The sequence below is a fragment of the Variovorax paradoxus genome (assembly GCF_029919115.1).
GTDB lineage: Bacteria > Pseudomonadota > Gammaproteobacteria > Burkholderiales > Burkholderiaceae_C > Variovorax > Variovorax paradoxus_O.
In genome coordinates this window covers 3780127-3802600 of sequence record NZ_CP123990.1, presented here as the reverse complement: position 1 = coordinate 3802600, position 22474 = coordinate 3780127, and the positions used below count along the sequence as shown (strand labels likewise).

Genomic DNA, 22474 nt, shown 5'->3' with positions numbered 1-22474 from the left:
AAGAGCGAGGTGCCGGTCAGTGCAGCAGGCCGTGCCTGCGCCCCTGGTAGACGGCCTCGGTGCGAGACGTGACGGCCAGCTTGCGGTAGATGTTCTTGGTGTGGCATTCCACCGTCAGCCTGGAGATGGAAAGCGACTCGGCCATGTCGCGATTGCTGAGTCCTTGTGCCACCAGCTCCAGAATCTTTTGCTCCCGCGGTGTCAGCGCCACGGGCAGCGGAGCCGGCGCATCGGCTGCCATCACCGGCGTAGCCATCTGCATTGCCAGCCAGGCGAGGATGTGGCGTGCAATGGCCGGATCGATCGGCGCGCCCCCTTGCTCGATGCTGCGCAGCGCAATGCTGAGTTCGAGGTCGTCGCGCTCTTTCAGCAGGTAGCCGATGGCGCCGGCACGCAGCGCCGCAAAAATGGTTTCTTCGGTGCGCCAGGCTGAAATCACCACGGCGGGCACCTTGGGGTGCGCCGCCTGCATCCAGCCGATGAGTTCGACCCCGCTGCCGTCCGGCAGGCCGATGTCGACCAGTGCAACGCCAAAGCTGCGCGTCCCCAGCAGCTCCTTGGCCGAGGCAATGCTGTCCGCCCAGGCGATCTGCGGCCCGTCGTAGCCGAGCATGGCCAGCACGCGGCTCAGGCGTTCGCGCATTGCGGCATCGTCTTCTACAACCAGCGAAGGGCTCAGGGAGACCGCTTCGATCATTGCCGGCTGGGAGGAAGACATGGGGCTCCAATCAGTCCAGCAGGTTGCGCAGCGCCGCTTCGACTGCCGCGGCGGTGGCCAGCGGCTTTTCCATGGGGAACAGGTGCGTGCCGTCGAGCATGGCAATACGGCCCTTGGTCACCTTCTGGGTCATGGCCATGCCCACCTGCTTCATTTCGGCCGACTGGCGCCCGCCGATGAAGGCCACCTTGCACTTGAGCGGATGGCGGCGCAGCAGTGCGCCCAGGTTGTGGGGCAAGGTGTTGTAGATGGCCGTTTCAACATTGCGGTCGAAGCTCAGCTCGCGCGTGTCTTCGCTGTCGAAGGTGCCGTGGTCGATGTAGTCGTGCAGCACCTGCTCGTTCCACCTGGCAAAGGCCTTCTTGCTGCGGAAGTGCTCGAACACGGCTTCGCGGTGCTCCCACTTGTTCTTGCGCCTGCGGCTGATGGCGCCGGGCGACACGGTCTTCATCAGCGGCGTGCGCTTGACCAGGCTCAGCGTGTTCGCGCGCCAGCCGCCCAGAATCGGCGAGTCGAGCAACACCACGCCGCGGGCGAGCGCCGGGTGCAGCGCCGCGCACATCAGGCTCAAGAATCCGCCGAGCGAATGGCCGACCAGAAACACCGGGCCGCCTGCGCGGTCGGCGTGCTGCTTGGCAAAGTCGGCCAGCTGCTGCACCAGGTGCGGCCAGTTGTCGGTCACGGGGTACTTCGGGTCGTGCCCGAACTTCTCGATGGCGTCGACCTCGAAGCCGCGGTTGCGCAGGCTGTCGAGAACGACGCGGTAGGTGCTCGCCGGAAAGCTGTTGCCGTGCGAGAAGACGACGGGCGGCATCACCATGGCTGTTGCTGCTGCCGGGCTCAGATGAGCTTTTCGTCGGGCGTGGAAATCTTGCGCAGCGGGCTGTGCCGCGTGGCCGGCATCTTCAGCGGGTGCTGGGTGGCGGAGTCGTCCCACACCGGGTCTTCAATGCTGTCGAACACCTCGCGCAGCTTCTGGCCCCAGCTGTTGTGCATCATGCGGTAGTAGGGGTTGTCGGCATCGATGCAGATCACGCGGTCGGTTTCGAACTTGTTGGCTTCGTACACCACCAGGTCGAGCGGCAGGCCCACCGAGAGGTTCGACTTCATGGTCGAGTCCATCGACACCAGCGCGCACTTGGCGGCCTCGTCGAGCGGGGTTTCGGGCGTGAGCACGCGGTCGAGCACCGGCTTGCCGTATTTCGATTCGCCCACCTGGAAGTAGGGCGTCTCGGTGGTGGCCTCGATGAAGTTGCCCGCCGAATACACCAGGAAGAGGCGCATGCCTTCGCCCTTGACCTGCCCGCCGAAGATGAACGACACGTTGAAGTCGAGCCCCGCATGCTTGAGCGCCTCTGCGTCGCGGTCGTACACGTGGCGCACGGCCGAGCCGAGCACGCGCGCGGCGTCGAACATGCTCTTGGCGTTCCAGATGGTGATGGGGTCGCCCTGCGAGCCGTCTTCACGGGTTTCGCGCAGCTCTTCTATCTGCAAGATTTCGCGCACCGACTGCGAGATGCTCAGGTTGCCCGAAGACAGCAGCACCATGACGCGGTCGCCGGGCTGCTCGTAGACGATCATCTTGCGGAAGGTGCTGATGTGGTCCACCCCCGCGTTGGTGCGCGAGTCGGAAAGAAACACCAGTCCGGCGTTGAGTTTGATGCCTACGCAATAAGTCATTTTTTCATCTCGCACGAAGGATGCCCGCTCACATGGCGCTGCGTTCGCGCGTGTTCAGTTTTTGTAAGGCATAGAGCGCGTCGAGCGCCTCCCGTGGCGTCATCGCATCGGGGTCGAGCGCGGCCAGGGCGGATTCTACGGCGCTGGCCAAGGGCGTTTCGGCCGCCGGCGGAGGTGCGAACAGGTCGACCTGCGCGCGCGTCTGGGCATGTTGCGATTCCAGCGCCTCGAGCGCCTGGCGTGCATGGTTGACCACGGCCGAGGGCATGCCCGCGAGCCGCGCCACCTGAATGCCGTAGCTCTTGCTGGCCGGGCCCGGCTGCATTTCGTGCAAGAACACGATGTCGCGCCCCGCCTCGGTGGCGCTCACGTGCATGTTCACGGCGCAGTGGTGCGTGGCCGGAAACTCGGTCAGCTCGAAGTAGTGCGTGGCAAAGAGCGTGAAGGCCTTGCTGCGGTCGTGCAACTGGGCCGCAATGCCGGCCGCCAGCGCCAGGCCGTCGAAGGTGCTGGTGCCGCGGCCGATTTCGTCCATGAGCACCAGCGACTGCGCGGTGGCGCTGTGCAGGATTTGCGCTGCCTCGGTCATCTCGAGCATGAAGGTCGACTGCGCATTGGCCAAGTCGTCCGCCGCGCCGATGCGGGTGTGAATCGCGTCGATGGGCCCCAGCCGGCAGGCCGCCGCCGGCACGTGGGAGCCAATGGAGGCCAGCAGCACGATGATGGCCACCTGCCGCATGTAGGTCGACTTACCGCCCATGTTGGGGCCGGTGATGATCTGCATGCGCTGCTGCGGCCCAAGCAGGGTGTCATTGGCGATGAAGCCGCCCGACGATTTTTCGGCCAGCCGCGCTTCCACCACGGGGTGGCGGCCCTGCTGAATCTCGATGCACGGGTGCGACACGAAACTTGGCGCGCGCCAGTGCAGCGTGTGCGAGCGCTCGGCCAGCGCGCACAGCGCGTCGAGCATGGCAATGCCGCCGGCCAGCTGTGTGAGGGCGTGCACCGAGGGCTGCAGCGCATCGAGCAGTTGCTCGTACAGCCACTTTTCGCGGGCGAGGGCCCGGTCTTGCGCGCTCAGCGCCTTGTCTTCGAAGGCCTTGAGCTCGGGCGTGATGAAGCGCTCGGCGTTCTTCAGCGTCTGGCGGCGGCGGTAGTTGTCGGGCACCTTCGAGAGCGCGCTTTGCGTGACCTCGATGTAGAAGCCATGCACACGGTTGAACTGCACCCGCAGGTTGCTGATGCCGGTGCGCTCGCGCTCGCTCACTTCGAGCTTCAGCAGAAAGTCGTCGCAGTTCTCGCTGATGGCGCGCAGCTCGTCGAGCTCTGCGTCGTGCCCGGTGGCAATCACGCCGCCGTCGCGCACCAATGCCGAGGGGTCGGGCTTGATGGCGCTTGCCAGCAGGTCTGCGCAGCCGGGCGGCGGTGCAAGGCGCTCGGCAATCTGGTCGAGCAGCGCGGCCGAGCCGGGCAGAAGCGGAGCCAACTGCTCCGCCTTGGCCAGTGCAAGCCGCAGTGCCAGCAGTTCGCGCGGGCGCACCTGGCGCAGGGCAATGCGCGCTGCAATGCGCTCCACGTCGCTCGTGTTCTTGAGCTGCTCGCGCAGCGTGCGCCAGGGCGCCGCCGTGCCGCCCAGCACTGTGGACTGCAGCGCGCCGATGGCTTCGAGCCGCGCCTGCGCCTCGCTGCGGTCACGCCGCGGCGAGAGCAGCCAGCGCTTCAGCAAGCGGCTGCCCATGCCCGTCATGCAGGTGTCGAGCAGCGAGAACATGGTGGGCGAATCTTCGCCGCGCAGCGTTTGCACCAGCTCCAGGTTGCGCCGGGTCGTGGGCGGCAGTTCGATCAGGTCGCCGTCGCGCTCCACCGAAAGGCGCTGCACGTGCGAAAGCGCGCGGCCCTGCGTGTGCTCGGCATAGCCCAGCAGCGCGGCGGCGGCGGCATGCGCGTTGGCGAGCGATTCGGCGTTCCACGCGGCCAGGCTCTTGCTGCCCATTTGCTCGCTGAGCTTGCGTTCGCCCAGGCCGCCGTCGAACTGCCAGGCCGGGCGAATCGAAAGCGTGAAAGGCGTGGCCGCGCGTGCGGCCTTCAGGCGTTGCTCGAAAGCCGGCGTTACCTCGGCGCTGTAGAGCAGCTCGCTTGGGGCGATGCGTGCAATCCAGGTTTCGAGCGCATCGGCCGGGCACTCGGCCAGCCGCAGCTCGGCGCCCGTGACGCTGAGCCAGGCCAAGCCGCAAAAGTTGCGCGTGCCCGCATGCACCGCCAGCAGCAGCGATTCGCTCTTGTCGTTGAGCAGTTCCGAATCGGTCAGCGTGCCGGGCGTAACCACCCGCACCACCTTGCGCTCGACTGGGCCCTTGCTCGCGCCGACTTCGCCCACCTGCTCGCAAATGGCTACCGATTCGCCCAGCTTGATGAGCCGCGCGAGATAAGTATCGACCGCATGAAAGGGCACGCCGCACATCACCACCGGCTGGCCCGCCGACTGGCCGCGCTGCGTAAGGGTGATGTCGAGCAGGCGCGCGGCCTTTTCGGCGTCGGCCCAGAACAGCTCGTAAAAATCGCCCATCCGGTAGAACAGCAGGGTGTCCGGATGGTTGGCCTTGAGGCCCAGGTACTGCGCCATCATGGGCGTGTGGCCTGAGAAATCGCTGGTCGAGGGGGAGGGTTGGGCAGTCGTCGTTTTCACTCGGGCGATTATCGGGGACGGTACGCTGGCTCAGCCGACGACAAGCTTGACCGGCTTGCCGATGCGGCTGAGCATTTCAACCAGTGTGTCGATGGTGAACTTGGCTGTCTTCTTGTTCACGACGTCGGAAACCCGAGGGCGCGAAACCATGAGGATTTCAGCTGCTTCGGCCTGCTTCAGGTGATGCTCGGCGATCCAGCTGGACAACTCGTCCATGAGCTGCTGCTTCAGCAGCCGTGTGTCGTTGATCTGCTTTTGCGATGCGGCCTGCAGGCGTTTGGCCTCGGCAGGGGGAAAACCCAGTTCGAGGAAGAGATTGGCGCTCGGCTGAGTTACGTGGCGAATTTCCGTGTCGGTCTTCATGTCAGTTCTTCCTTGCCTTGATGACTGCGCGATAGCGTGCCTCTGCAATGGCCTTGTCCTGCTGACTGGTCGCCTGTGTTTTCTTCTGGAAGCAGTGCAGGACATAGACTGCTTCTTCAAACTTGGCCACGTACATCACTCGATAGATGCCGCTCGGATCCTTGAGCCTGATTTCCCGCGTGCCGGCACCCACATCATTGAATTGCTTCCAGTCCGTTGGGTCCAGCCCGGCTTGGACCTTGCTCAATTCGAAACCGGCTGCACGGCGCGGTTCGACGGGGAAGGCCAGTAAATCCACATAAGAAGAGCCAACCCAGCGGATTTCTTTCTCACCCATCAATGCGCCTGTCTGTATAAGATTTTATACGCGAAAGCCAGGTGCGAATTGACGCGATGGCTCCCTCCCAGCTGTGCATTGTCGGGACGGCCCGGGTGCTTTCGCGCCGCATGGCACCATCTCGATTCGATTACTGTGAACTATGGGGAATATCCATGCTGATCAACTGCGTGGCCTACGAAAACGGCGCCAAGCTCGCCGATATCCCGGTCGAGGACATCAGCGAATACATCACCCGCGCCGGCTGCTTTGTGTGGGTGGCGCTGAGCGACGCCACGCCCGAAGAGCTTGCCCAGATGCAGGACGAGTTCAAGCTGCACCCGTTGGCGGTTGAAGACGCCCACCACGGCCACCAGCGCCCCAAGGTCGAGGAATACGGCGACTCGCTCTTCGTGGTGATGCACCTGGTGGAGCCCTCTACCGAAGGCACGCACACGTTGAATGTGGGCGAGGTCGACGTCTTCGTTGGCAAGAACTACGTGCTCTCGGTGCGCAACCGCAGCCAGCAGGGCTTTCTGGGTGTGCGCGAGCGCTGCGAGCGCGAGCCCGACTTGCTGCGCAACGGCGCGGGCTTTGTGCTGTATGCGCTGATGGATGCGGTGGTCGACCGCTACTTCCCGGTGATCGATGCGCTCGAGGTAGAGCTCGAATCCATCGAGCAGCAGATATTTACGCAGGGCGGCGCGGCGCGCGACAAGATCAAGCAGCTGTACGACCTGAAGCGGCGCAGCATGGTCCTGAAGCGGGCGGTGGCTCCGCTGACCGAGGCGGCAGGCAAGCTGCACGGCGGGCGGGTGCCGCAGATCTGCGTGAGCTCGCAGGAATACTTTCGCGACGTGGCCGACCACCTCGGCCGCATCAACGGCTCGATCGACGCGATGCGCGACACCATTGGCACCGCCATTTCGGTGAACCTGTCGATGGTCACCATCGAAGAGAGCGAAGTGACCAAGCGGCTTGCCGCCTGGGCCAGCATTTTTGCGGTGTGCACCGCGTTCGCAGGCATCTGGGGCATGAACTTCGAACACATGCCGGAGCTGAAACTTCGCTACGGCTATGCGGCCGCGCTGGCGTTGATGGGCGGTACCTGCAGCTACCTTTACTACCGCTTCAGGCGCGCTGGCTGGCTCTGAATTTCTTTCTCCCTCCCCTTCCGGGGGAGGGCCGGGATGGGGATAGGCGGCGTGTCGGGAGCAGCGAACGCTTGATACGCCGCTTGCCCCCATCCCAACCTTCCCCCGGGAGGGGAAGGAGCAATGCAGATTACTCGTCGTGCGTGTCGTGCGTGGCCACGGCGCCGCGGCGCCAGTAGCCTGACGCGCGAACCCACTTCGGATTGGCGCCTCGCTCGCCCACCAGGTGCGCACGCAGGGCCTTCGCAATGGCCGACTCGCACCCCACCCAGGCATGAAAGTCGCCCGCCGGCAGCTTCATGGCTTTGAGCGTATCGAGCAGCACCGGGCTCAGCCCCGGCTCAGCGCCCTTGCGGTGCACCCATTGCAACGTGAGCTCAGCCTGCGTCTCGAACGGAACCTGGTCCGCCTCGCTGTCGACCTCGGCCAGCACCACCACGCGCGCACCGGCCGGTAGCTCAGCCAGGCGCCGTGCAATGGCGGGCAGGGCGGTGTCGTCGCCGATCAGCAGGTGCCAGTCGAAATCGGTCGGCACGATGAACGAGCCGCGCGGCCCGCCCACGCCGAGCACGTCGCCGGGCTTGGCCTGCTCGGCCCATTGGGTGGCGGGGCCGGCCTCGTGGAGCGCAAAGTCGAGCTCCAGCGTGTTGGCCTGTGCGTCATACCGGCGCGGCGTGTAGTCGCGCATGGTCGGCCGGCCGCCTGCGGGCCACACCGGGCCTTCTGGCCCCACGGTGGGCAGCGTGAGCTTGCCGGTTGCGGCATCGGGAAAAAAGATCTTCGCGTGGTCGTCGAAGCCAAGGCTCGTAAAGCCCGCAAGGTCATCGCCGGTGAGCGTGACGCGGATCAGGTGCGGCGTAATGCGCTGCACCGTTTTTACGGTGAGCCGGCGAAAGCGAAGCTCGTGCCGCACGCGGCGCGGCGTGCGGTCGGGCGGGGAAGAAGTAGCGGGAGATGTGTCGGTCGAAAAGTCGGTCATTGCAGAAAAAGCTTTCTAGATGCGTTCGAGTTGCTGGGCGGCGCTGTCGAGCACCGCGGCGAAATCGTGGGCTTGTTGTTCTGTGAGGGGCGGGCCCGAAAGGCGCATTTGCATGGCGAGCTTCAGGTTTTCGATGGCGCGCGTTACCTGCGGCGGGCGCCCGCCGCGCGGGCCGGCGCCATCGACGCCGCCAGACATGCGGGCCATCATCGCGTCGGCCGTGTCGCTGTTGGCGGCCAGAAACTCCTGGCCGCTGGCCGTGATGCTGTAACGCTTGCGCCCGCCGGTGTCGGCGGTTTCCACGCTCAGGTAGCCCATTTCTTCGAGCAGCGTGAGCGTGGGGTACACCACGCCAGGGCTTGGGGCATAGCTGCCGCCCAGGCGGTCTTCAATGGCCTTGATGAGCTCGTAGCCGTGGGCCGGCTTGTCGGCAATGAGCCGTAGCAGCACAAAACGCAGGCCGCCATGGCCGAACACCCGCCCGCCGCCGCGCCCGCCGCGGCCACCGGAAAGGCCGTCTTCGTGCTCGCCACGGGGCATGTGGCAGTGGTGGTGATGGTGGTGGCCGAAGTGGGTGTGTCGCATATCGATGTCCTATCGAAGTATGTCGAAATTATTTTCGATATATCTAAAAAAGTCAAACGACTGCGCCTGCCGCATCGTCGTGCGGCACCGTTCAAGGCTCGTTCAGGGAGAAGGGGAGAGAAGAAGGCGCTGGCCGAAGCCAGGCAAAACGGGGCGGCAGGACGCCACCCGTCAAAGGACGATCAGCCGACGATCAGGCGATCATCGATTCCAGATCAGACGCCAGCTCGCGAGGCGCTGGCATGTCTTGCATCACGTCTTCAGAAATGCCAATGGCATCCGCCGACTGGGCCGGCCACATGTGCTGCGAGTCGCCAATGCGCAGACCTTCGCGCTCCAGTGCAACCCGCCAGACCGCAAGGTGCAGCACGTTGGCCAGCGGGTCGACCTGCTCGGACTCCATCGGATTGGCAAAGCAAGAGAGGGCGCTGATGAACTCGGGCGCAAACTCCCAGCGGGCCGCCAGCCGCGCGCCCACTTCGCCGTAATGAAAGCCGAACTTCTGCCGCTCGACCTCGAGCCGGCCCATCATGTCGAACGGATGCACCGCGTTGAGCTTGGCCATTTGCTCCTTCATGGCGCCGGCCATGATCAGGTGGCCGATGGCGTGCATGCTGCCTACCGTGAAGGCAAGGCTCTGGTCCACGCTGCGGGTTTTGCCGGCCAGGTAGCGGGCCACCGCTGCCACGCGCAGGCTGTGCGACCAGAAAGCCGGCAGATTCACCCCCTCGACCTTGCGGAACGTGCCCGTGAGGCCAGAGCTCACCACCAGCGAGCGGATCGACGAGAAACCCAGCAGCTGGATCGCGTCTTGAATCGAGAGAATTTTGCGGCGCAGCCCGAAATACGGGGAATTGGCCATGCGCAGCACCCGGGCCGTCAGCACCTGGTCGAGCTCGACCTTGCGTGCAATCACGGAAATAGAGGCGTCCTCGTTGCGCAGGAGCTCGATCAAGTCGAACACCACCTTGGGCACCGTGGGAAGCAAATGGCTTTCGGCAAACAGTTCGTCCAGGGTCATGGCGATCTCAGGCTGTAGTTTTCGCTGCCCGGAATTGTGCTGCAACTATAGTGTTACATGTTGATGTCTTAAGGGATCGGGCCAACTCCCAGAGTCCGAATGCAGACTTCCAGCAACACAGGTGCCATTGTGCGGAGCCTCCCCCGCAATGCCATACCCTTTTTGAGTGATGCGCCGGCCTCCCCGCGCTGCTAAAAGTGCGAATTCGTCAAAAAAGCGAGGGAGCGGGCGCATGGCAGCACACCGGTTCGTCAATTTGCGCGCGGACGGAAGCCCCGTTCACCTCTTCGATGACAAGAAGAAAAAGATCCGCGAAGTCATCTGGGGCGACTTCCTCAAGGTCAAGAAAGACTTGGGCGACGGCTGGCTGGAAATCGACTGGGCCGCACGCTCGCCCACCAAGCGGCGCACCCTCTACATCCGCAAAGAAGACACAGTTGCCCGCCGGCCGCTTGAAATCATCTTTGTCGACGTGGGCCAGGGCGACGGCGCCGTGCTCATCTCGCCCGAAACGGGCAGTGATGAACGCATCGTCGTCATCGACGCCGGAGAGGGCGGCAACATGCGCGCCTTTCTTGCCGCCAGGTTCCAGACCTACCGCGGCTTCGACTTTGCCGCCGCAGTAATGACGCACCCCGACAGCGACCATTACCTGGGCTTCAAGGACATCTTTGCCGACCCCGGCATCGGCTTTGGCACCGTGTATCACAACGGCCTTGTCGAGCGGCCCGTGAGCGGCACCTGGGAAAAGCTCGGCGGCAAGCCCGTGAAGGAAAACGGCGCATCGGTTGCCTACATTGGCGACCTTGCCACCGACTACGCCACCATCAAGACCATCTTCGGAAACGTGGGCCCCACCCACCTCTTTCCGCAAGTCATGAAGGCCGCGCTAGGCAACCCGAAGATCCAGGACATCTGCATGCTGTCAGCCCAGCACGCGACGATAGAAGACGACACCGCCTGGATGCCCGGCTTTGCCCCGTCGGACGACCGCGGCTACACCATTCGCGTGCTTGCGCCTATTGTTGAAGAAGGGCCCGACGGCACTCCCGCGCTGCGGCAACTGGGCTCGTACAACGAAACCAAGAATGGCCACTCCGTCATCTTGCGGCTGCAGTACGGCAAGTTCAGCGTGCTGTTCGGCGGCGATTTGAACGAAGGCGCCGAAAAATTCTTGCTGCAGCACTACACCGGCATCGCAGATAACAAGTTTCCGAAACCAGGCACCCCCGCCTACGACGACATGGTGACCAAGGCGCGGGATACCTTCAGGTCAGACATCATGAAGTCTTGCCACCATGGCTCCGAAAAGGTGACCGATGCGTTTCTGGACGCCGTGAACCCGGCCGCCTTCATCATTTCGTCGGGCGACGAAGAGGGCCACATTCACCCCAGGCCCGACCTGCTCGGCCGGCTGGGCCGCTTCGGCCGCGGCGGCGCGCCGGTCCTTCTTTCGACCGAACTCCAGCGCTCTTCGCGGGCGATGGAGAACAAGGACTCTGTCGACGCGCTGCTGGCCGGCATCGACAAGCTGGCCGCTGGAACGCTCTCGCAAGACAAGGTTGCCGAAGCCGACTGGGATCACTTCAGTCTGCCGTTTGACCGTGCCCGTGAGATGCTCGATGGCCTCCTCGACTGGCGCGCAGTCTCACCTTGGGACTTCCGCAAGGGACTCGGCTACCAATTGCGCGGTCAGGACGACTACCAGGACGTGTTTCAACTGCGTCGATTCGCCATGGGGAAGCACAAGGACTGGAAGCCGTACGTTGCTCACATCCTTGGCTTCGACCACAAGCTGATCGAGGATTACTACTCGAAGCTGGAAGAGTTGGAGGATAAGAAGGCCATCGCGCAGACCGTACAGGCCGAACTGGGCGGTTCAGTCGATGACTTGAGCAAGATTGAGGGCATCCTTCTGTTAAAGCAGAAGGATGCTGACAAGAAGCAGCAACTCCTTGACGCCTTCGACTTCCGTGAGCAGGACAAGGACCAAACTGAAAAGCTGGTCGAGGGGATCAACTCGCGCGTTGCAGAACTGAACGCGCGCCGCTATTCGCTCAACCAGGCCCGCCGCAAGATCGTTGCGTCGCTGGAGGAGGACCAAATTCTTTTCAAGCCTGATCAGGCGGAGAAGTTGTTCATCGAAGTAGGCATCCTTTTCTCCGGACAGATCAAGAAAGACTTCAGCCAGCTCATCGCCTTCAACCGCACCATCACGGAAGAGAGGCGCGGATATTTGCAAGAGGAGCGCTCTGAGGTAGAGGCTGAGCTGAAGACAGTGGCAGACGAGCTTGATGACCTCGGCAAACGTCGGTCGGGCGTGCTAGGTTTCCTGAGCAGCACCGACGTGTTCGCCAAGTACAAGCAAGTCACTGACGATCTCGTCACGCTGCGCGCTGACATTGCGGCATTTGAGAAGCAGCGGGGCTTCTTGCGCCGACTGCAGGAGCTACGCGCAGAGATTCGTGCGCTAACAGAAGCCTGTGTGCATCTGCAGTCGAAGATTGAGTCAAATGTTGAATCGCAGAATACGGATAAGGCCAGTCTGTTCTCAGTGATTCGCGTGTACTTCAGCGAGATCGTCGAAGAAGTCCTGGCCCACAAGGCATTGCTCAGTGTCTCTTCGAACGCGAATGGTCACCTTGAGTTTCGGGCCGAGATTCTCGACGAAAAGGGCAAGGCGACGAGTGCCGATCTGGGGCATACGTATCGGAAGCTGCTTTGCATAGCCTTTGATCTGGCTGTGCTACGTGCTCACCTTCAGGACAGGTTTCCTCACTTCGTTTATCACGACGGCGTGTTCGAGTCGCTGGATGACCGCAAGAAGGCCAACCTTCTCAAGGTCATCCGTGAGTATTCCGAGCTTGGCGTACAGTCAGTCATCACGCTGATCGATTCCGACATGCCGCCTCGCGTTGAGGCAAAGGTGCCCGTGTTTGCCCCCGACGAGATCGTGCTGACCCTACACGATGAGGGTGATGAGGGCCGTCTCTTCCGCATGAAGGCTTGGTAGCCAACGATCGCGGAAAGCTCGCCATCCCGACGTCTGCATTAGTGCAATTCTGTTGAAACGCACTGGCGCTTCTGCAGCGATGCTCGGAGGACGTCTGACCCACTCGACAGTGGGAGTTCGCGGCTTCGACCGTGGCTCGCCACGACCGCAGCGAGCAAGAATCGTCCCAATGCACACGTCTGAGCAATCGATACTGAGCTGGCAGACAATCTCAACTGGGCGGTCGCGAACGGCGGCTGTGCTTGCATGCAGACACTCGGACGGCCAGCGGCGACTGGCAGCAAGCACTTTGAAGCGTGCGTACGCGAAGGACAGCTGTGCAGCCATGGCGGTCTATCGTGCGTCTGCAATTGACATCCGCTTCTTGCTAATGAACTGCCCTTCAACGCGGCTGCTCCGACTGCCAGCGGGAAGAAAAGCTGGCCACAAAAGCCGGGGCGATTCAGTTCGCCCTGTGCTGTTAGCCTTACATGGTCGGCAGGGCCTCTGCCACGCCAACTCCGGCGATCGTGCCCAATTTTAGAAGTGAACTCATTATGACCAGCCTGCTGTACAACGCCTCCGTTCCCGTCATGCAGCAGATGCTGCGCGCCATGTCCGACGTGCTCAAAAAGGCCGAAGACCACGCGACGCAAAAAAATATCGATCCAAATGCGCTGCTGCAGGCGCGGCTGTTTCCTGACATGTTTCCGCTAGTACGTCAGGTACAGATCGCCGCAGACTTCTCCAAGGGCATTGCCTCCCGCCTGGCTGGTGCCGAGGTGCCGTCCTGGCCCGACACTGAGGTCAGCTTCGCCGACCTGCAAGCGTTGATCGCCAAAGCTTTGGCCCATATCGGCTCCTTCAAGTCTGAGCAATTTGATTCAAGCGAGAGCCGCGAGATCGTATTGCGCCCCGGCACCCCCAAGGAAAAGAAGCTGACCGCAGGCGCATATCTTCTTCACTATGGACTGCCGCAGTTTTTCTTCCACGTGACCACCACCTATGCCATCTTGCGCCACAACGGTATTGAGATCGGTAAGCGCGACTACATGGGGGCCTACTAACCCAAAACAGACAGGAGTTCAGCCACTCTGGCCACTGCCGCTCGATAGCAACTAGAGCCTCCGCGTTCGACGTTGGTCTTGCTGATGGCGGCTATGCAGCGGAAGCGGACTATCGTCGCTCAAGGCTAGACTTCCGCCTTCGGCCAGGAGCAGACCTTCGTCGCTGCCTCACAACGAAGCCATCGGGAGCGCGTGCGCACTGACCATGGGGGTAGTCACAATTGGCCAGTAGCGGAAGTTCGCTGCTGCAGTCCAACGTAAACCAGATGCCCAATTGGATGACCCGAATCGCCACCTTCCTACTCGTCCTCTTCCTATGTGGGCGAGTCCCGGCCGAAGAGCTGACATTTGGCCGGTTCATCATGTCTTGGCCAGACGGGTTCTCCCATGTTGAGGGCACCAGCCCGGCAATCTACAGGGGCCCTGCGGGTGAGCGCGTCCGAATAGTCACGGTGCCTACTCGGCGTAATCGAACTGCGGAAGAGGCGCATGACGAGGTCCGAAAAATTGTTGGACAGACGACGCGAGAGTTTCGTGACCTCGAACGAGAGTTCGGGCGGGCGCTCTGGCCCCTGAGAACCACTGTATCGTCCGCGGGCGATGTCCATATCTCGAGCGCAATGCAAAGCGACTCCAACAACATTCCGAGCTATGTCTTGAACTACGCAGTCGTTTCACCGCAAAGCGATTTCAGTCTCATCATGGTTGCTGGTGACGGCGACGCGTTTGAAGCCTTTGGGCGATTCAAAGCAGCTCTTGCATCTGCAAGATGGCGATAGGCAATTCTCGGCCAAGACCGGACGTTCATCGCGGCGTGATGGTTCATTCGGTATCGTCTCTATAGCGATACAGGCAACGTTGTAGGAACTAGGAGGGGAAAATGGCCGCCCATGAATGCACGATGTATCCCGACGATCAGACGTGGGAGGTGATCTATGACGCAATGGATGAGGAGCGGGCGCCACCTTGGCCGGAGATGACACTTCACCTTCAGCCACAGGACACTACCTTGGCGGGCTGGCGACTGCTCTTGGAGCTTGTCGATGAAGCCGTGCACGATCGCCGAACAGTCTTTGCACCAAAGAAGGAGTTAGGTCCTGAACTCTGGAGCCAAGTGCTCACGTTGCCGGCTTCTATAGCAGGGCTAAAGCACGTCGAAAAACTCGACCTATACGGCAGCAACCTTCTTCGGCTCCCGCCGGAGATTGGCGAGATGGAAAGTCTCACGCATTTCGTTCCCTATACCTCATATGGGCTCCACTGGTTCCCGTATGAAATCACTAGGTGCAAAGCCTTACGGTCGAGCACGGTGAGCACCAGAGCGCTGTATGGCAACTACAAATATCGGCAACCCTTTCCGTCGCTGGCGCAAGTAGTCGCGGAGCTTGTCCCGAAGCGTTGCGGTGTGTGCGACGGGCCGATCGATCCCGAAAGCGCAGAGCAAGTGTGGATCTCCCTCGGGGTAGCGGCCGACGTGCTGCCGCTGCTCGTTAACGCCTGTTCCATCGGGTGCGTGGAGAACCTCCCTCCGGCTGCTCAGGGCTACGTGCAAGGGCCGCATAAAGGAGGTCTCTGTGCGACAACCTGCGCCGGATTGACGCAACCGCAATCAAGTGTTCGCAGGTGACGCGTCAGAATCGCTTTTGACCGGAACCGGCCAAAACCGGTCGCTCACGCATCGACCTGAAATCGTCCGGGAGCAGATGCTTTGCACAAATTAAAGGCCCTTCATGAACGATCCAGCACGCATTCCGCAGGCGATCTTTGATGCCGTCTTGCCACTTCTGGAGCCGGAGTGGATCGAACTGATTGTTGACTACAGCGTAGACGAAACCCAAAGCGACATGGCGGCGAGCTATTCAGTCCAAAAGGACGGGCACCTCGAAGAGGTTGCAATCTTGCTTCCGCAGGTCGTAGATGGATTATTTCGAGCCCTGAGGGACAGTCTTCCAGATCGGGCGACGCAAGCATTCTCGACCTGCCGTTACCGTGTTACGCGAAGCGGCGCCTTCGAAACCGAGTATTCCTACAGCAAAGTCGACTGGGATGGCTTGTTGGCGCGCTCCGGATGGAACTTCCCGGATATCACGACCAAGCGAGCACAGTGAATGTGCGCTGACCCGACGTACGGCTACAGTCGGCCATGACCAGTCCTCGCGGTCCGCGCCCGAATTCGCTCCACACCAGACATTCACAGAGGCCGTTTAGATGAGCACTTCGAACCCGTGGCCGTTCGAGGATCCGCCCAATGTCATGTGCTTTACCGTGAAGTCCATTGTTCAGGCGACAAAGCCTTTGCTCATGGTGTCTCGCGATGTCGAAGACGCAGGTTGGTCGTTTCTCACAGGGGAGTCGCTCGACATGTCGGAGGCGCTTCTGGTCACGCTGCGAAGCATGGTGGAACGAGATCAAACAGTGCTCGAGCTCGCTGATTTGCCTCCAGGATGGACTGCAGTTCGCTCTTCGCCGCAGGCTAGTTGGACTCGTGCTGAGGACAAGATTTCCAACGAGCCCGCCTAGGACTCAAGCCGGCCAAAAGCGGAAGTTGGCACAGACGTCCGATTCCAAGACAATCATCTGCTACACGTCAATCAGGGCCGACCTTGAAAATCCTCCATTGCTTTTCGATAGCCTGTGTCGTCGTCGCGCTCGGCCTGTTCGCTGCCGGCGTATCCGGGGTCGCCGTCTTTATGCTCGGATTGTCGACCGTCATTGAGCTCGTTGGCTCAGCAGTTGTTGGGAAACAGACGAACGACTCTGAACGGTGAACTGCGGCACGCGGCCAAAAGCGGACGGTCGGTGACCGTCTTCACAGAGAGTTGACACAGAGGCTTTTGAAACCTACAGAGCTGCCCAATGACGTCTGAGCGTTGCGTGTAGGAACGGCTGTTTATTGGGGCGCCGCATAACATCCAGTGCTTTCACATCCACGTCGGAGGGGCATTCTAATGAACAGACTTATTCAGACCATTGCGGTGGCTGCCTGCGCGGTGGCCCGCCGTGAAGCGGTTGTCTTTGCCGCCGGTGCGGCGGCGGCGTGCATGCTCTCTCTGGCTCCTTCATCCACGCTGGCTCAGCAACTTAAGATCGGCTACGTGGACTTCGAGCGCGCGATGCTCCTGTCGCTCCCCGCCAGGGCTATGCAGGACAAGCTGGCTGCCGAAATCCGCCCTCGACAGAAGCAACTGGATGAGTTGGAAGCTCACCTCAAGGCCGTGGAGGACCAACTGGATAAGGATGGACCCACGCTGTCCGAACACGATATCGGTCGCAGGCGGCGCGAACTTCTCGATCAGGAACGCGACCTCAGGCGAAAGCTCTTTGAGTTCAATGAAGAGGTGGCTCAGCGCCGCAACGAGCAGAAGTCCGAGCTATGGGATCTGACACACCGTGCGATCCGGCAGATCTTCAAGCAGGAAAAGTACGACCTGATACTGCAGGATGCCGTTATGGCTGCGCCAACGGTGGACATCACTAACGAGGTGATCAAAGCGCTCGCGACTGCTGCCCCTGCGGCGCAGTGACAGGCACTCACGACGAACATCACTCATTTTGAGAGAACTTTGTGAGCTTGACGATTGATAACAGGCTCTTTATCAGCGGGCTGGTGCCGACAGCTCGATGAGTGGCTGCTTGGGGCCCAAAACGGTAGTTTGTGGCAGCGCAAAGCAGTCACTGAGTTCTGAGAATCAACAGCTTGTAGTCGCATGCGATCCACTCCTGTGGATCGGGAGCAACTCGTCGTCTACCGCACGAACAGAACAGCAGCAAGCGGAAACACGATCCAAGCAACGAGCGGCAAGGTTGCCACGATCAAGAAGAGCGTTGAGTACGGTTTCGTCATCCACAGCTGTACTAGCGCAAATAGCGCGAACAATACATGGAGGAGCGGAAGAATGGCGGCACCGCCGAGTGGGGAATTCCTCAGCCCAAAAGGGAGGCTCAGTACTCCAAACGCAAGCACGTACCAGCCTGACCACGCTATCGCAATGAGCAGCCAAATAGTTCCGCCAAGCCGAGCAAGAAATAGCTCAGTTGGGGTGCGTTGACTTTCTTGCTGAACCCTTTTCAGCTTCGGCGCTGAATCTGTCGGCGCCCACGAGCTGCCCGGACCAAATTCGGCGCCGCAACCGATGCAACTCATAGATGCCGGCGCGACTTTCGATGAGCAGTTGGGGCAGTAGGGCATGAAAATCGCCTAATCGCGCGGTGTGGTTGGGTGCATCCCAGCCGATGGAAGAATTCTGCTCTCACACTTGACGGACTGCTTCGGGCCCGACTTCAGTCGCACACCCGTTTCAAAGAGGCCAGAGCCGATATGCGGTCCGGTCGAAATCGGCCGATCATCGACAGACGGATATCGAACAGTGCGCCGGGGACAAAAGACTACGAAAGTGGCGCCGGTTGACCACATTCTTCTCCCCATCCCGCTGGGCCTTCTGCAAAGTTCACCTCAAGTTCGACGTGCCGATTGATCGCACGCCCCGTTTCCGTAGCGTTGCTCTTGATCGGTTCTGTGTCAGAGCCATTCCTGATCTCGATGTGCTCAATGGAAGCAGACGAAGCAAGCATGAATGCCCGAACGGCCAATGCACGACCTAATGCAAGATTTTCCGGGTTGTGCTCGCCCTTCGCGGCGTGCGCGTACAGCCACAAGTAAGCGACCCTGGCGCCCTTGACTTTGCAAACTAGTCTCTCCAATTCGACGATGGCGTTTGGCTCTAGTAGCGAACTGTTTTCGTCGAATCTGACATTGGTAGTCATACGTGCCGGCGATGTCGCAAAAGCTACGGAATACGCACACGTAATCCACAGCATCAGCGACGATCTAATCGCGGTAAGTGGGATGTCGGAGAAGTTCATCCGTTCGAACTATCTGAGAATTGTGAGTGTCTGTTTCTGGCCGGATGCGGCCCGTGCATCGACACTACACCGACTCCAGATAGCAGCTCAGAATTTGGGCCTTCCGATAAAGGTCAGGCCCGGATACATCCTCCTGAGGTTCGTCGAACTCGACCCAGTAGTAGTTCTCTGGCCCCTTCGCCGTCTTAGTCGGCTCCGCTTCACTACAGACCGTACCCAAGAAGGTGGCCTTCCAGCCGCCGCTGGCAGCTACATAGACGCGAGCATAAAGGTCGAAGGATTTCATCAAAATCTACTGATTCGGCAGCCGGATCAACCGTCGTCAATGTCTGGAAATGACTGCATTCTGCCCTTAGGGACTATGCACCGGAGCACGACTGGCTCACGTGGCGTCATGCTTCAACGAGGCCAGAATCGCTTTCAGGCGCTGCGTCTGCTTACGCTCGTAGTCAGGTTCAATCGCTCGTATGTCCGCATCGGCAACGAAGTGATAAAGAAGGTGAATGACATTGGCGGCTGCAGCTTCCGCTTCTGAATACGGCCGTAGCGCTGCCAAGGCGTCCTCGCCAGCCAGTTCCCCGGAGGTGATGCGCGCCGCGAGGTGTTCTAGCGCTTGAACATCGGACAATCGCATGTGGCTTCCATGACTTCGACCAGTGGTTGAACGGCGGCTATTGGCCGATTGTTGCCGGACCACTGGTCAGTGCGCACGCGCTTCAACGCCCGCGCCCGGCTGCGGTCGGCAGACCCTGCGGTCGTCAATTGTTTTTCGCCGCTCGCCGGCGAGATAGCCAAACGGCAGCCAGCAGCAGCAGGAACGACGCCGGAAGGGCAAGGACGGCGACATAGGTGCCGCCGAGGGTGGCGACCATCAACGCAAATGCGAGGTTGTACGAGCCGACGAGACATTCCCCCAGCGCATAGGGGTTGGGTTTGCAACCAGAAATCAGCCAAATCGACACTTGGCCAATCACCGCGACGGCAGTCGGGCCAAGCACGAGCGCGGCGGCTGCAATGGTCAACGTTCTTGGTGAAAGCATCCCACGCCTCGATGTGTTTTGTATCCCATCCACGGACCTGCATCGTATGACCGCTCCTGGCCGAAGGCGGAAGTCTAGCCTTGAGCGGCGATAGTCCGCTTCCGCTGCACAGCAGCCTTCACGGATATTCAACAGAGGAGTGTGGTCGAGGCGCATGCGTGGTCGAGGCGCATGCGTGGCCGTGATCGCTGGCCAGGACTAATCCCTCAATCAGCCAGTTAGAGCAATCCAACCGTCAATCGCTACGCAGACTTGTTTTTCTTGGTGGGTTTATCCAGCGCTTTGAAAAACTCCGAGGGCTGCACGCCCAGGGCGTCGATGATTTTCATCATGTTCACTATGGCCAGGTTGCGTTCGCCGCGTTCCACGCCACCCATGTAGCTCCGGTCGATTCCGCACTCGTCGGCGAACGACTCTTGTGAAAAATTCATCGCCTTACGACGGTTTCGCACGGCTTGGCCAAAAGCCACCAGCGCGGGGTGTCTTTCTTCTGGTGGGGGTGGTACTCGCGCCATCTCTCAATGCTCGTTCCAGAAGGTCCAAAACTCCACGGTTCATAAGGTGACGGTCTTTAAAACCGCGGTCTAAAAGTATCTTTCTGAGCTACGATCTGCTCTGCGCGGCGACCGACCGACCGACGCGATACCAATAAGAGGCAGGGGAACGGAGATGAAGTGCGGAAAGTTTTCTCGAGCGCGGCTCGAGCCGAGAGACGTTGCCATGGAGCGGAGTGACGGCAAGCCCGAGCGGCTCGTCCGCCTCTGTCTAGACGAGCCTTTGAACAGGGCCTTCATGGCCTGCAAAGCCTTCGCCGAGTTAACGGACTGTCATGACCACTGCATAGCTTCCTGCCGCAGGTTGTCACTCGATGAGTTGGGCTTTCTTGTCGCACATGTCTCAGGCCTATCGGCCACGGAGAAGATCGCGTGTGGCGAGCGCGCCGTGGCAAAGATTGCCGACGAGTTCGCGGTGTACTTCTCTGGCCATGACCATCGTGGCTCCAGTGAAGTTCGCACGAGACAGCTCGGCGTAGAAAAGGCGCGGTGCGAAGAGGCTCCCCGTCAATCTATGTGGACGCTCGGCTGCTGGCTCTGGTCTTTGCGAGTCCCCAAGGAAAGCACCGCAACCGCCTCCAGCCGCACGCTCAAGTTGATGGCGATAGGCGGCAAACTGATCCGCCGCAGCATGACGGGTGCCGAGGACGCGGAGCCACTGATCGCCGCATTTGCGCAGGGGGTGGTGCTCGGGTTCTACCGGCTTGCACAGAGCGATATTCCCAGCGAGCTGGAGGGCGTGGGTTTCTGGCGGCATTGCGAGTTGGCCATCGTCCACCAAGCTGGCGTGGCCGGCGGCCGGCGGATTCGCGCGCAGGATGATCGAAACCCGAGCCGGTAAGTTGTCAGCAGTGCAGCGCCGCTCGCAGGGCGCTATACCCCAGTCGCTCCCGCAGGCGACCCCCTCCATCGAAAGCAGGCCTCCCGCGCCTCGTCAACCAGCGCCTATAGCGCCTCAGGCGCGGCGCCGCTCCCACCAAGATCTACTAGGACACCAGCTATGTCCACCCTGCTGTCAAACTGGCACAGCATGACGAGCTAGGCCGTACCGAACGTCAGCAAGCAGTCTTAAGCAGCCACCGACCGGTGCCCTTCGCCCTACCTCTGCGGCATATCCCTAACCGAATACCCCAAACTAACAGTCGCATCCTCCGGAATCCCAGGCATCGTCGCATTCCACGCCGCCCAGTCCTCGCGCATCGCAGCCAGCCTCTCCGGCTCCTTCTTCCTCAGGTTCGCGCGCTCGCGCTCATCGGCCGGAATGTTGAACAGGTATTCATTCCCGTCCACCTTCAGGTACTTCCAGTCCCCGTCGCGCATGGCTTCCTGCCCGCGATGGTTCATGCGCCAGTGCAACGGACGACGGAAGCTGTGTTTGGCATCGCGCAGCACTGGCATCAGCGACACGCCATCGAGCGGATAGGCCGCATCGGCCTTTACGCCGGCCGCGTCGAGCATGGTGGCTGACCAGTCCATGGTCATGCACAGTTGCTTGCTCTCGCCGCCCTTGGCAATCACGGCGGGCCAGTGCGCGATCCATGGCACGCGAATGCCGCCTTCGGTCAGGTCCATCTTGCCGCCGACCAGGGGCCAGTTGTCTGAAAAACGTTCGCCGCCGTTGTCGCTGGTAAACACGACCAGGGTGTTGTCGGCCATGCCGTGCTTTTGCAGCGCAGCCATGATGCAGCCGATGCCTTCGTCCATGTGATGGATCATTCGGCGGTACACGTGAATGTTGCCGCCGGCCAGGTCGAAGAGGTTGTCTTTGACGGTGGGCGCTTTGTCTGCGTCGTCGCGGGTTTCCCACGGCCAGTGGGGGGCGGTGTAGTGCAGGCTCAAGAAGAAAGGGGCTTGTTCTCCTTCTTCTTTTTGCTGTTGCTTCTGTTTGGCGGCCATGCGTTCGACGTAGTCGACTGCGCGTTTCGAAAGAATGTCGGTCAGGTAGCCGTCTTCTTTCTTGTCTTCTTCGCCAAACCACAGGTCGTGCTGGCCGGTGGAGTCGCAGTGCGTAAAGTAGTCGACGCCGCCCGACATGGGGCCGAAGAATTCGTCGTACCCCGATCGCAGCGGGCCAAAGTGGGGCGGGTAGCCGAGGTGCCATTTGCCGATGAGGGCGGTCTGGTAGCCGCCGGCTTTCAGCAATGACGGCAGGGTGGGGTGGTCGGTGGGCAGGCCGAGGGTGGTGCTGCCGCGGCTGCTGCTCCTGATTGGCTCTTCGGCCGCGCCGCGCAGGCGGTATTGGTAGCGCGCGGTAATCATGGCAAAGCGGGTGGGCGAGCATACGGGCGAGTTCGAGTAGCCCTGGGTGAGCTTCAAGCCGTTGGCGGCCAAGCCGTCTAGCACGGGCGACACGGGGCCAAAAGCGGCGTCGCGGCCGCCGTAGCAGCCAAGGTCGGCATAGCCGAGGTCGTCGGCCACTATGAAGATGATGTTGGGTCTTTTCATGTGCTTGTCTG

The 22474-nt window shown here is 61.2% G+C and carries 23 protein-coding genes; 8 read left to right on the top strand and 15 right to left on the bottom strand.

What is annotated here, in order from left to right:
• Positions 1–16: 16 nt before the first annotated feature.
• From QHG62_RS18300 to QHG62_RS18275, 6 genes are read right to left on the bottom strand one after another with little or no spacing between them, the layout of a single operon-like run.
• Entirely contained in the window at positions 17–718 is a 702-nt protein-coding gene (locus QHG62_RS18300) for a response regulator transcription factor (protein WP_281146954.1), read from the bottom strand.
• 10 nt (positions 719–728) lie between these two features.
• A complete protein-coding gene (locus tag QHG62_RS18295; RefSeq protein WP_281146953.1) occupies positions 729–1538 on the bottom strand; it encodes an alpha/beta hydrolase in 810 nt (269 codons plus the stop codon).
• A 20-nt stretch (positions 1539–1558) separates the two neighbouring features.
• Positions 1559–2398 (bottom strand): proteasome-type protease, encoded by an 840-nt coding sequence (locus tag QHG62_RS18290; RefSeq protein WP_157614818.1) that lies wholly within the window; start codon positions 2396–2398, stop codon positions 1559–1561.
• A 28-nt stretch (positions 2399–2426) separates the two neighbouring features.
• Entirely contained in the window at positions 2427–5084 is a 2658-nt protein-coding gene (gene mutS / locus QHG62_RS18285) for a DNA mismatch repair protein MutS (RefSeq protein WP_432445540.1), read from the bottom strand.
• Between the two features lie 30 nt (positions 5085–5114).
• Complete coding sequence (locus QHG62_RS18280) at positions 5115–5447, bottom strand: helix-turn-helix domain-containing protein (RefSeq protein WP_281146952.1); 333 nt, start codon at positions 5445–5447, stop codon at positions 5115–5117.
• 1 nt (position 5448) lies between these two features.
• Complete coding sequence (locus QHG62_RS18275; RefSeq protein ID WP_432445539.1) at positions 5449–5784, bottom strand: type II toxin-antitoxin system RelE/ParE family toxin; 336 nt, start codon at positions 5782–5784, stop codon at positions 5449–5451.
• Between the two features lie 155 nt (positions 5785–5939).
• Between QHG62_RS18275 and corA the strand changes: the two genes are divergently transcribed.
• Complete coding sequence (gene corA, locus QHG62_RS18270; protein WP_281146950.1) at positions 5940–6917, top strand: magnesium/cobalt transporter CorA; 978 nt, start codon at positions 5940–5942, stop codon at positions 6915–6917.
• Positions 6918–7047: 130 nt separating this feature from the next.
• On the opposite strand, the gene QHG62_RS18265 is transcribed toward corA, so the two are convergent.
• The 3 genes from QHG62_RS18265 to QHG62_RS18255 form a co-directional block, all read right to left on the bottom strand.
• A complete protein-coding gene (locus tag QHG62_RS18265) occupies positions 7048–7896 on the bottom strand; it encodes a siderophore-interacting protein (RefSeq protein WP_281146949.1) in 849 nt (282 codons plus the stop codon).
• 15 nt (positions 7897–7911) lie between these two features.
• Positions 7912–8481 (bottom strand): PadR family transcriptional regulator, encoded by a 570-nt coding sequence (locus tag QHG62_RS18260; protein WP_281146948.1) that lies wholly within the window; start codon positions 8479–8481, stop codon positions 7912–7914.
• A gap of 193 nt (positions 8482–8674) precedes the next feature.
• The gene (locus QHG62_RS18255; protein WP_281146947.1) at positions 8675–9502 is read right to left on the bottom strand and encodes an HDOD domain-containing protein; all 828 of its coding nucleotides are present in this window, start codon (positions 9500–9502) and stop codon (positions 8675–8677) included.
• A gap of 232 nt (positions 9503–9734) precedes the next feature.
• On the opposite strand from QHG62_RS18255, the gene QHG62_RS18250 reads away from it, so the two are divergent.
• The 6 genes from QHG62_RS18250 (at position 9735) to QHG62_RS18225 (ending at position 17085) form a co-directional block, all read left to right on the top strand.
• On the top strand, positions 9735–12515 hold the full coding sequence (locus tag QHG62_RS18250; RefSeq protein ID WP_281146946.1) for a DUF2326 domain-containing protein: 2781 nt from the start codon (positions 9735–9737) through the stop codon (positions 12513–12515).
• 536 nt (positions 12516–13051) lie between these two features.
• The gene (locus tag QHG62_RS18245; protein ID WP_281146945.1) at positions 13052–13561 is read left to right on the top strand and encodes a DUF1993 domain-containing protein; all 510 of its coding nucleotides are present in this window, start codon (positions 13052–13054) and stop codon (positions 13559–13561) included.
• 880 nt (positions 13562–14441) lie between these two features.
• A complete protein-coding gene (locus QHG62_RS18240; RefSeq protein ID WP_281146944.1) occupies positions 14442–15188 on the top strand; it encodes a hypothetical protein in 747 nt (248 codons plus the stop codon).
• Between the two features lie 103 nt (positions 15189–15291).
• The gene (locus QHG62_RS18235) at positions 15292–15669 is read left to right on the top strand and encodes a hypothetical protein (RefSeq protein ID WP_281146943.1); all 378 of its coding nucleotides are present in this window, start codon (positions 15292–15294) and stop codon (positions 15667–15669) included.
• Positions 15670–15769: 100 nt separating this feature from the next.
• Positions 15770–16081 (top strand): hypothetical protein, encoded by a 312-nt coding sequence (locus tag QHG62_RS18230; RefSeq protein WP_281146942.1) that lies wholly within the window; start codon positions 15770–15772, stop codon positions 16079–16081.
• A 428-nt stretch (positions 16082–16509) separates the two neighbouring features.
• Positions 16510–17085: an OmpH family outer membrane protein gene (locus QHG62_RS18225; protein ID WP_281146941.1), complete on the top strand. Its 576-nt coding sequence runs from the start codon at positions 16510–16512 to the stop codon at positions 17083–17085.
• Positions 17086–17947: 862 nt separating this feature from the next.
• Here QHG62_RS18225 and QHG62_RS18220 read toward each other — a convergent pair.
• The 5 genes from QHG62_RS18220 to QHG62_RS18200 all read right to left on the bottom strand — a co-directional run bounded on the left by QHG62_RS18220 (position 17948) and on the right by QHG62_RS18200 (position 19934).
• On the bottom strand, positions 17948–18424 hold the full coding sequence (locus QHG62_RS18220) for an OmpA family protein (RefSeq protein ID WP_281146940.1): 477 nt from the start codon (positions 18422–18424) through the stop codon (positions 17948–17950).
• A 64-nt stretch (positions 18425–18488) separates the two neighbouring features.
• On the bottom strand, positions 18489–18710 hold the full coding sequence (locus QHG62_RS18215; protein ID WP_281146939.1) for a hypothetical protein: 222 nt from the start codon (positions 18708–18710) through the stop codon (positions 18489–18491).
• Positions 18711–18806: 96 nt separating this feature from the next.
• On the bottom strand, positions 18807–19058 hold the full coding sequence (locus QHG62_RS18210; protein WP_281146938.1) for a hypothetical protein: 252 nt from the start codon (positions 19056–19058) through the stop codon (positions 18807–18809).
• Positions 19059–19182: 124 nt separating this feature from the next.
• Positions 19183–19446: a hypothetical protein gene (locus QHG62_RS18205; RefSeq protein ID WP_281146937.1), complete on the bottom strand. Its 264-nt coding sequence runs from the start codon at positions 19444–19446 to the stop codon at positions 19183–19185.
• 260 nt (positions 19447–19706) lie between these two features.
• A complete protein-coding gene (locus QHG62_RS18200; protein ID WP_281146936.1) occupies positions 19707–19934 on the bottom strand; it encodes a helix-turn-helix domain-containing protein in 228 nt (75 codons plus the stop codon).
• 250 nt (positions 19935–20184) lie between these two features.
• Here QHG62_RS18200 and QHG62_RS18195 point away from each other — a divergent pair, with 250 nt between their 5' ends.
• A complete protein-coding gene (locus tag QHG62_RS18195; RefSeq protein ID WP_281146935.1) occupies positions 20185–20859 on the top strand; it encodes a hypothetical protein in 675 nt (224 codons plus the stop codon).
• A 257-nt stretch (positions 20860–21116) separates the two neighbouring features.
• Here QHG62_RS18195 and QHG62_RS18190 read toward each other — a convergent pair whose 3' ends face one another.
• Positions 21117–22463, bottom strand: coding sequence for a sulfatase family protein (locus QHG62_RS18190; protein ID WP_281146934.1), 1347 nt, complete (start codon positions 22461–22463; stop codon positions 21117–21119).
• Positions 22464–22474 lie beyond the last annotated feature (11 nt).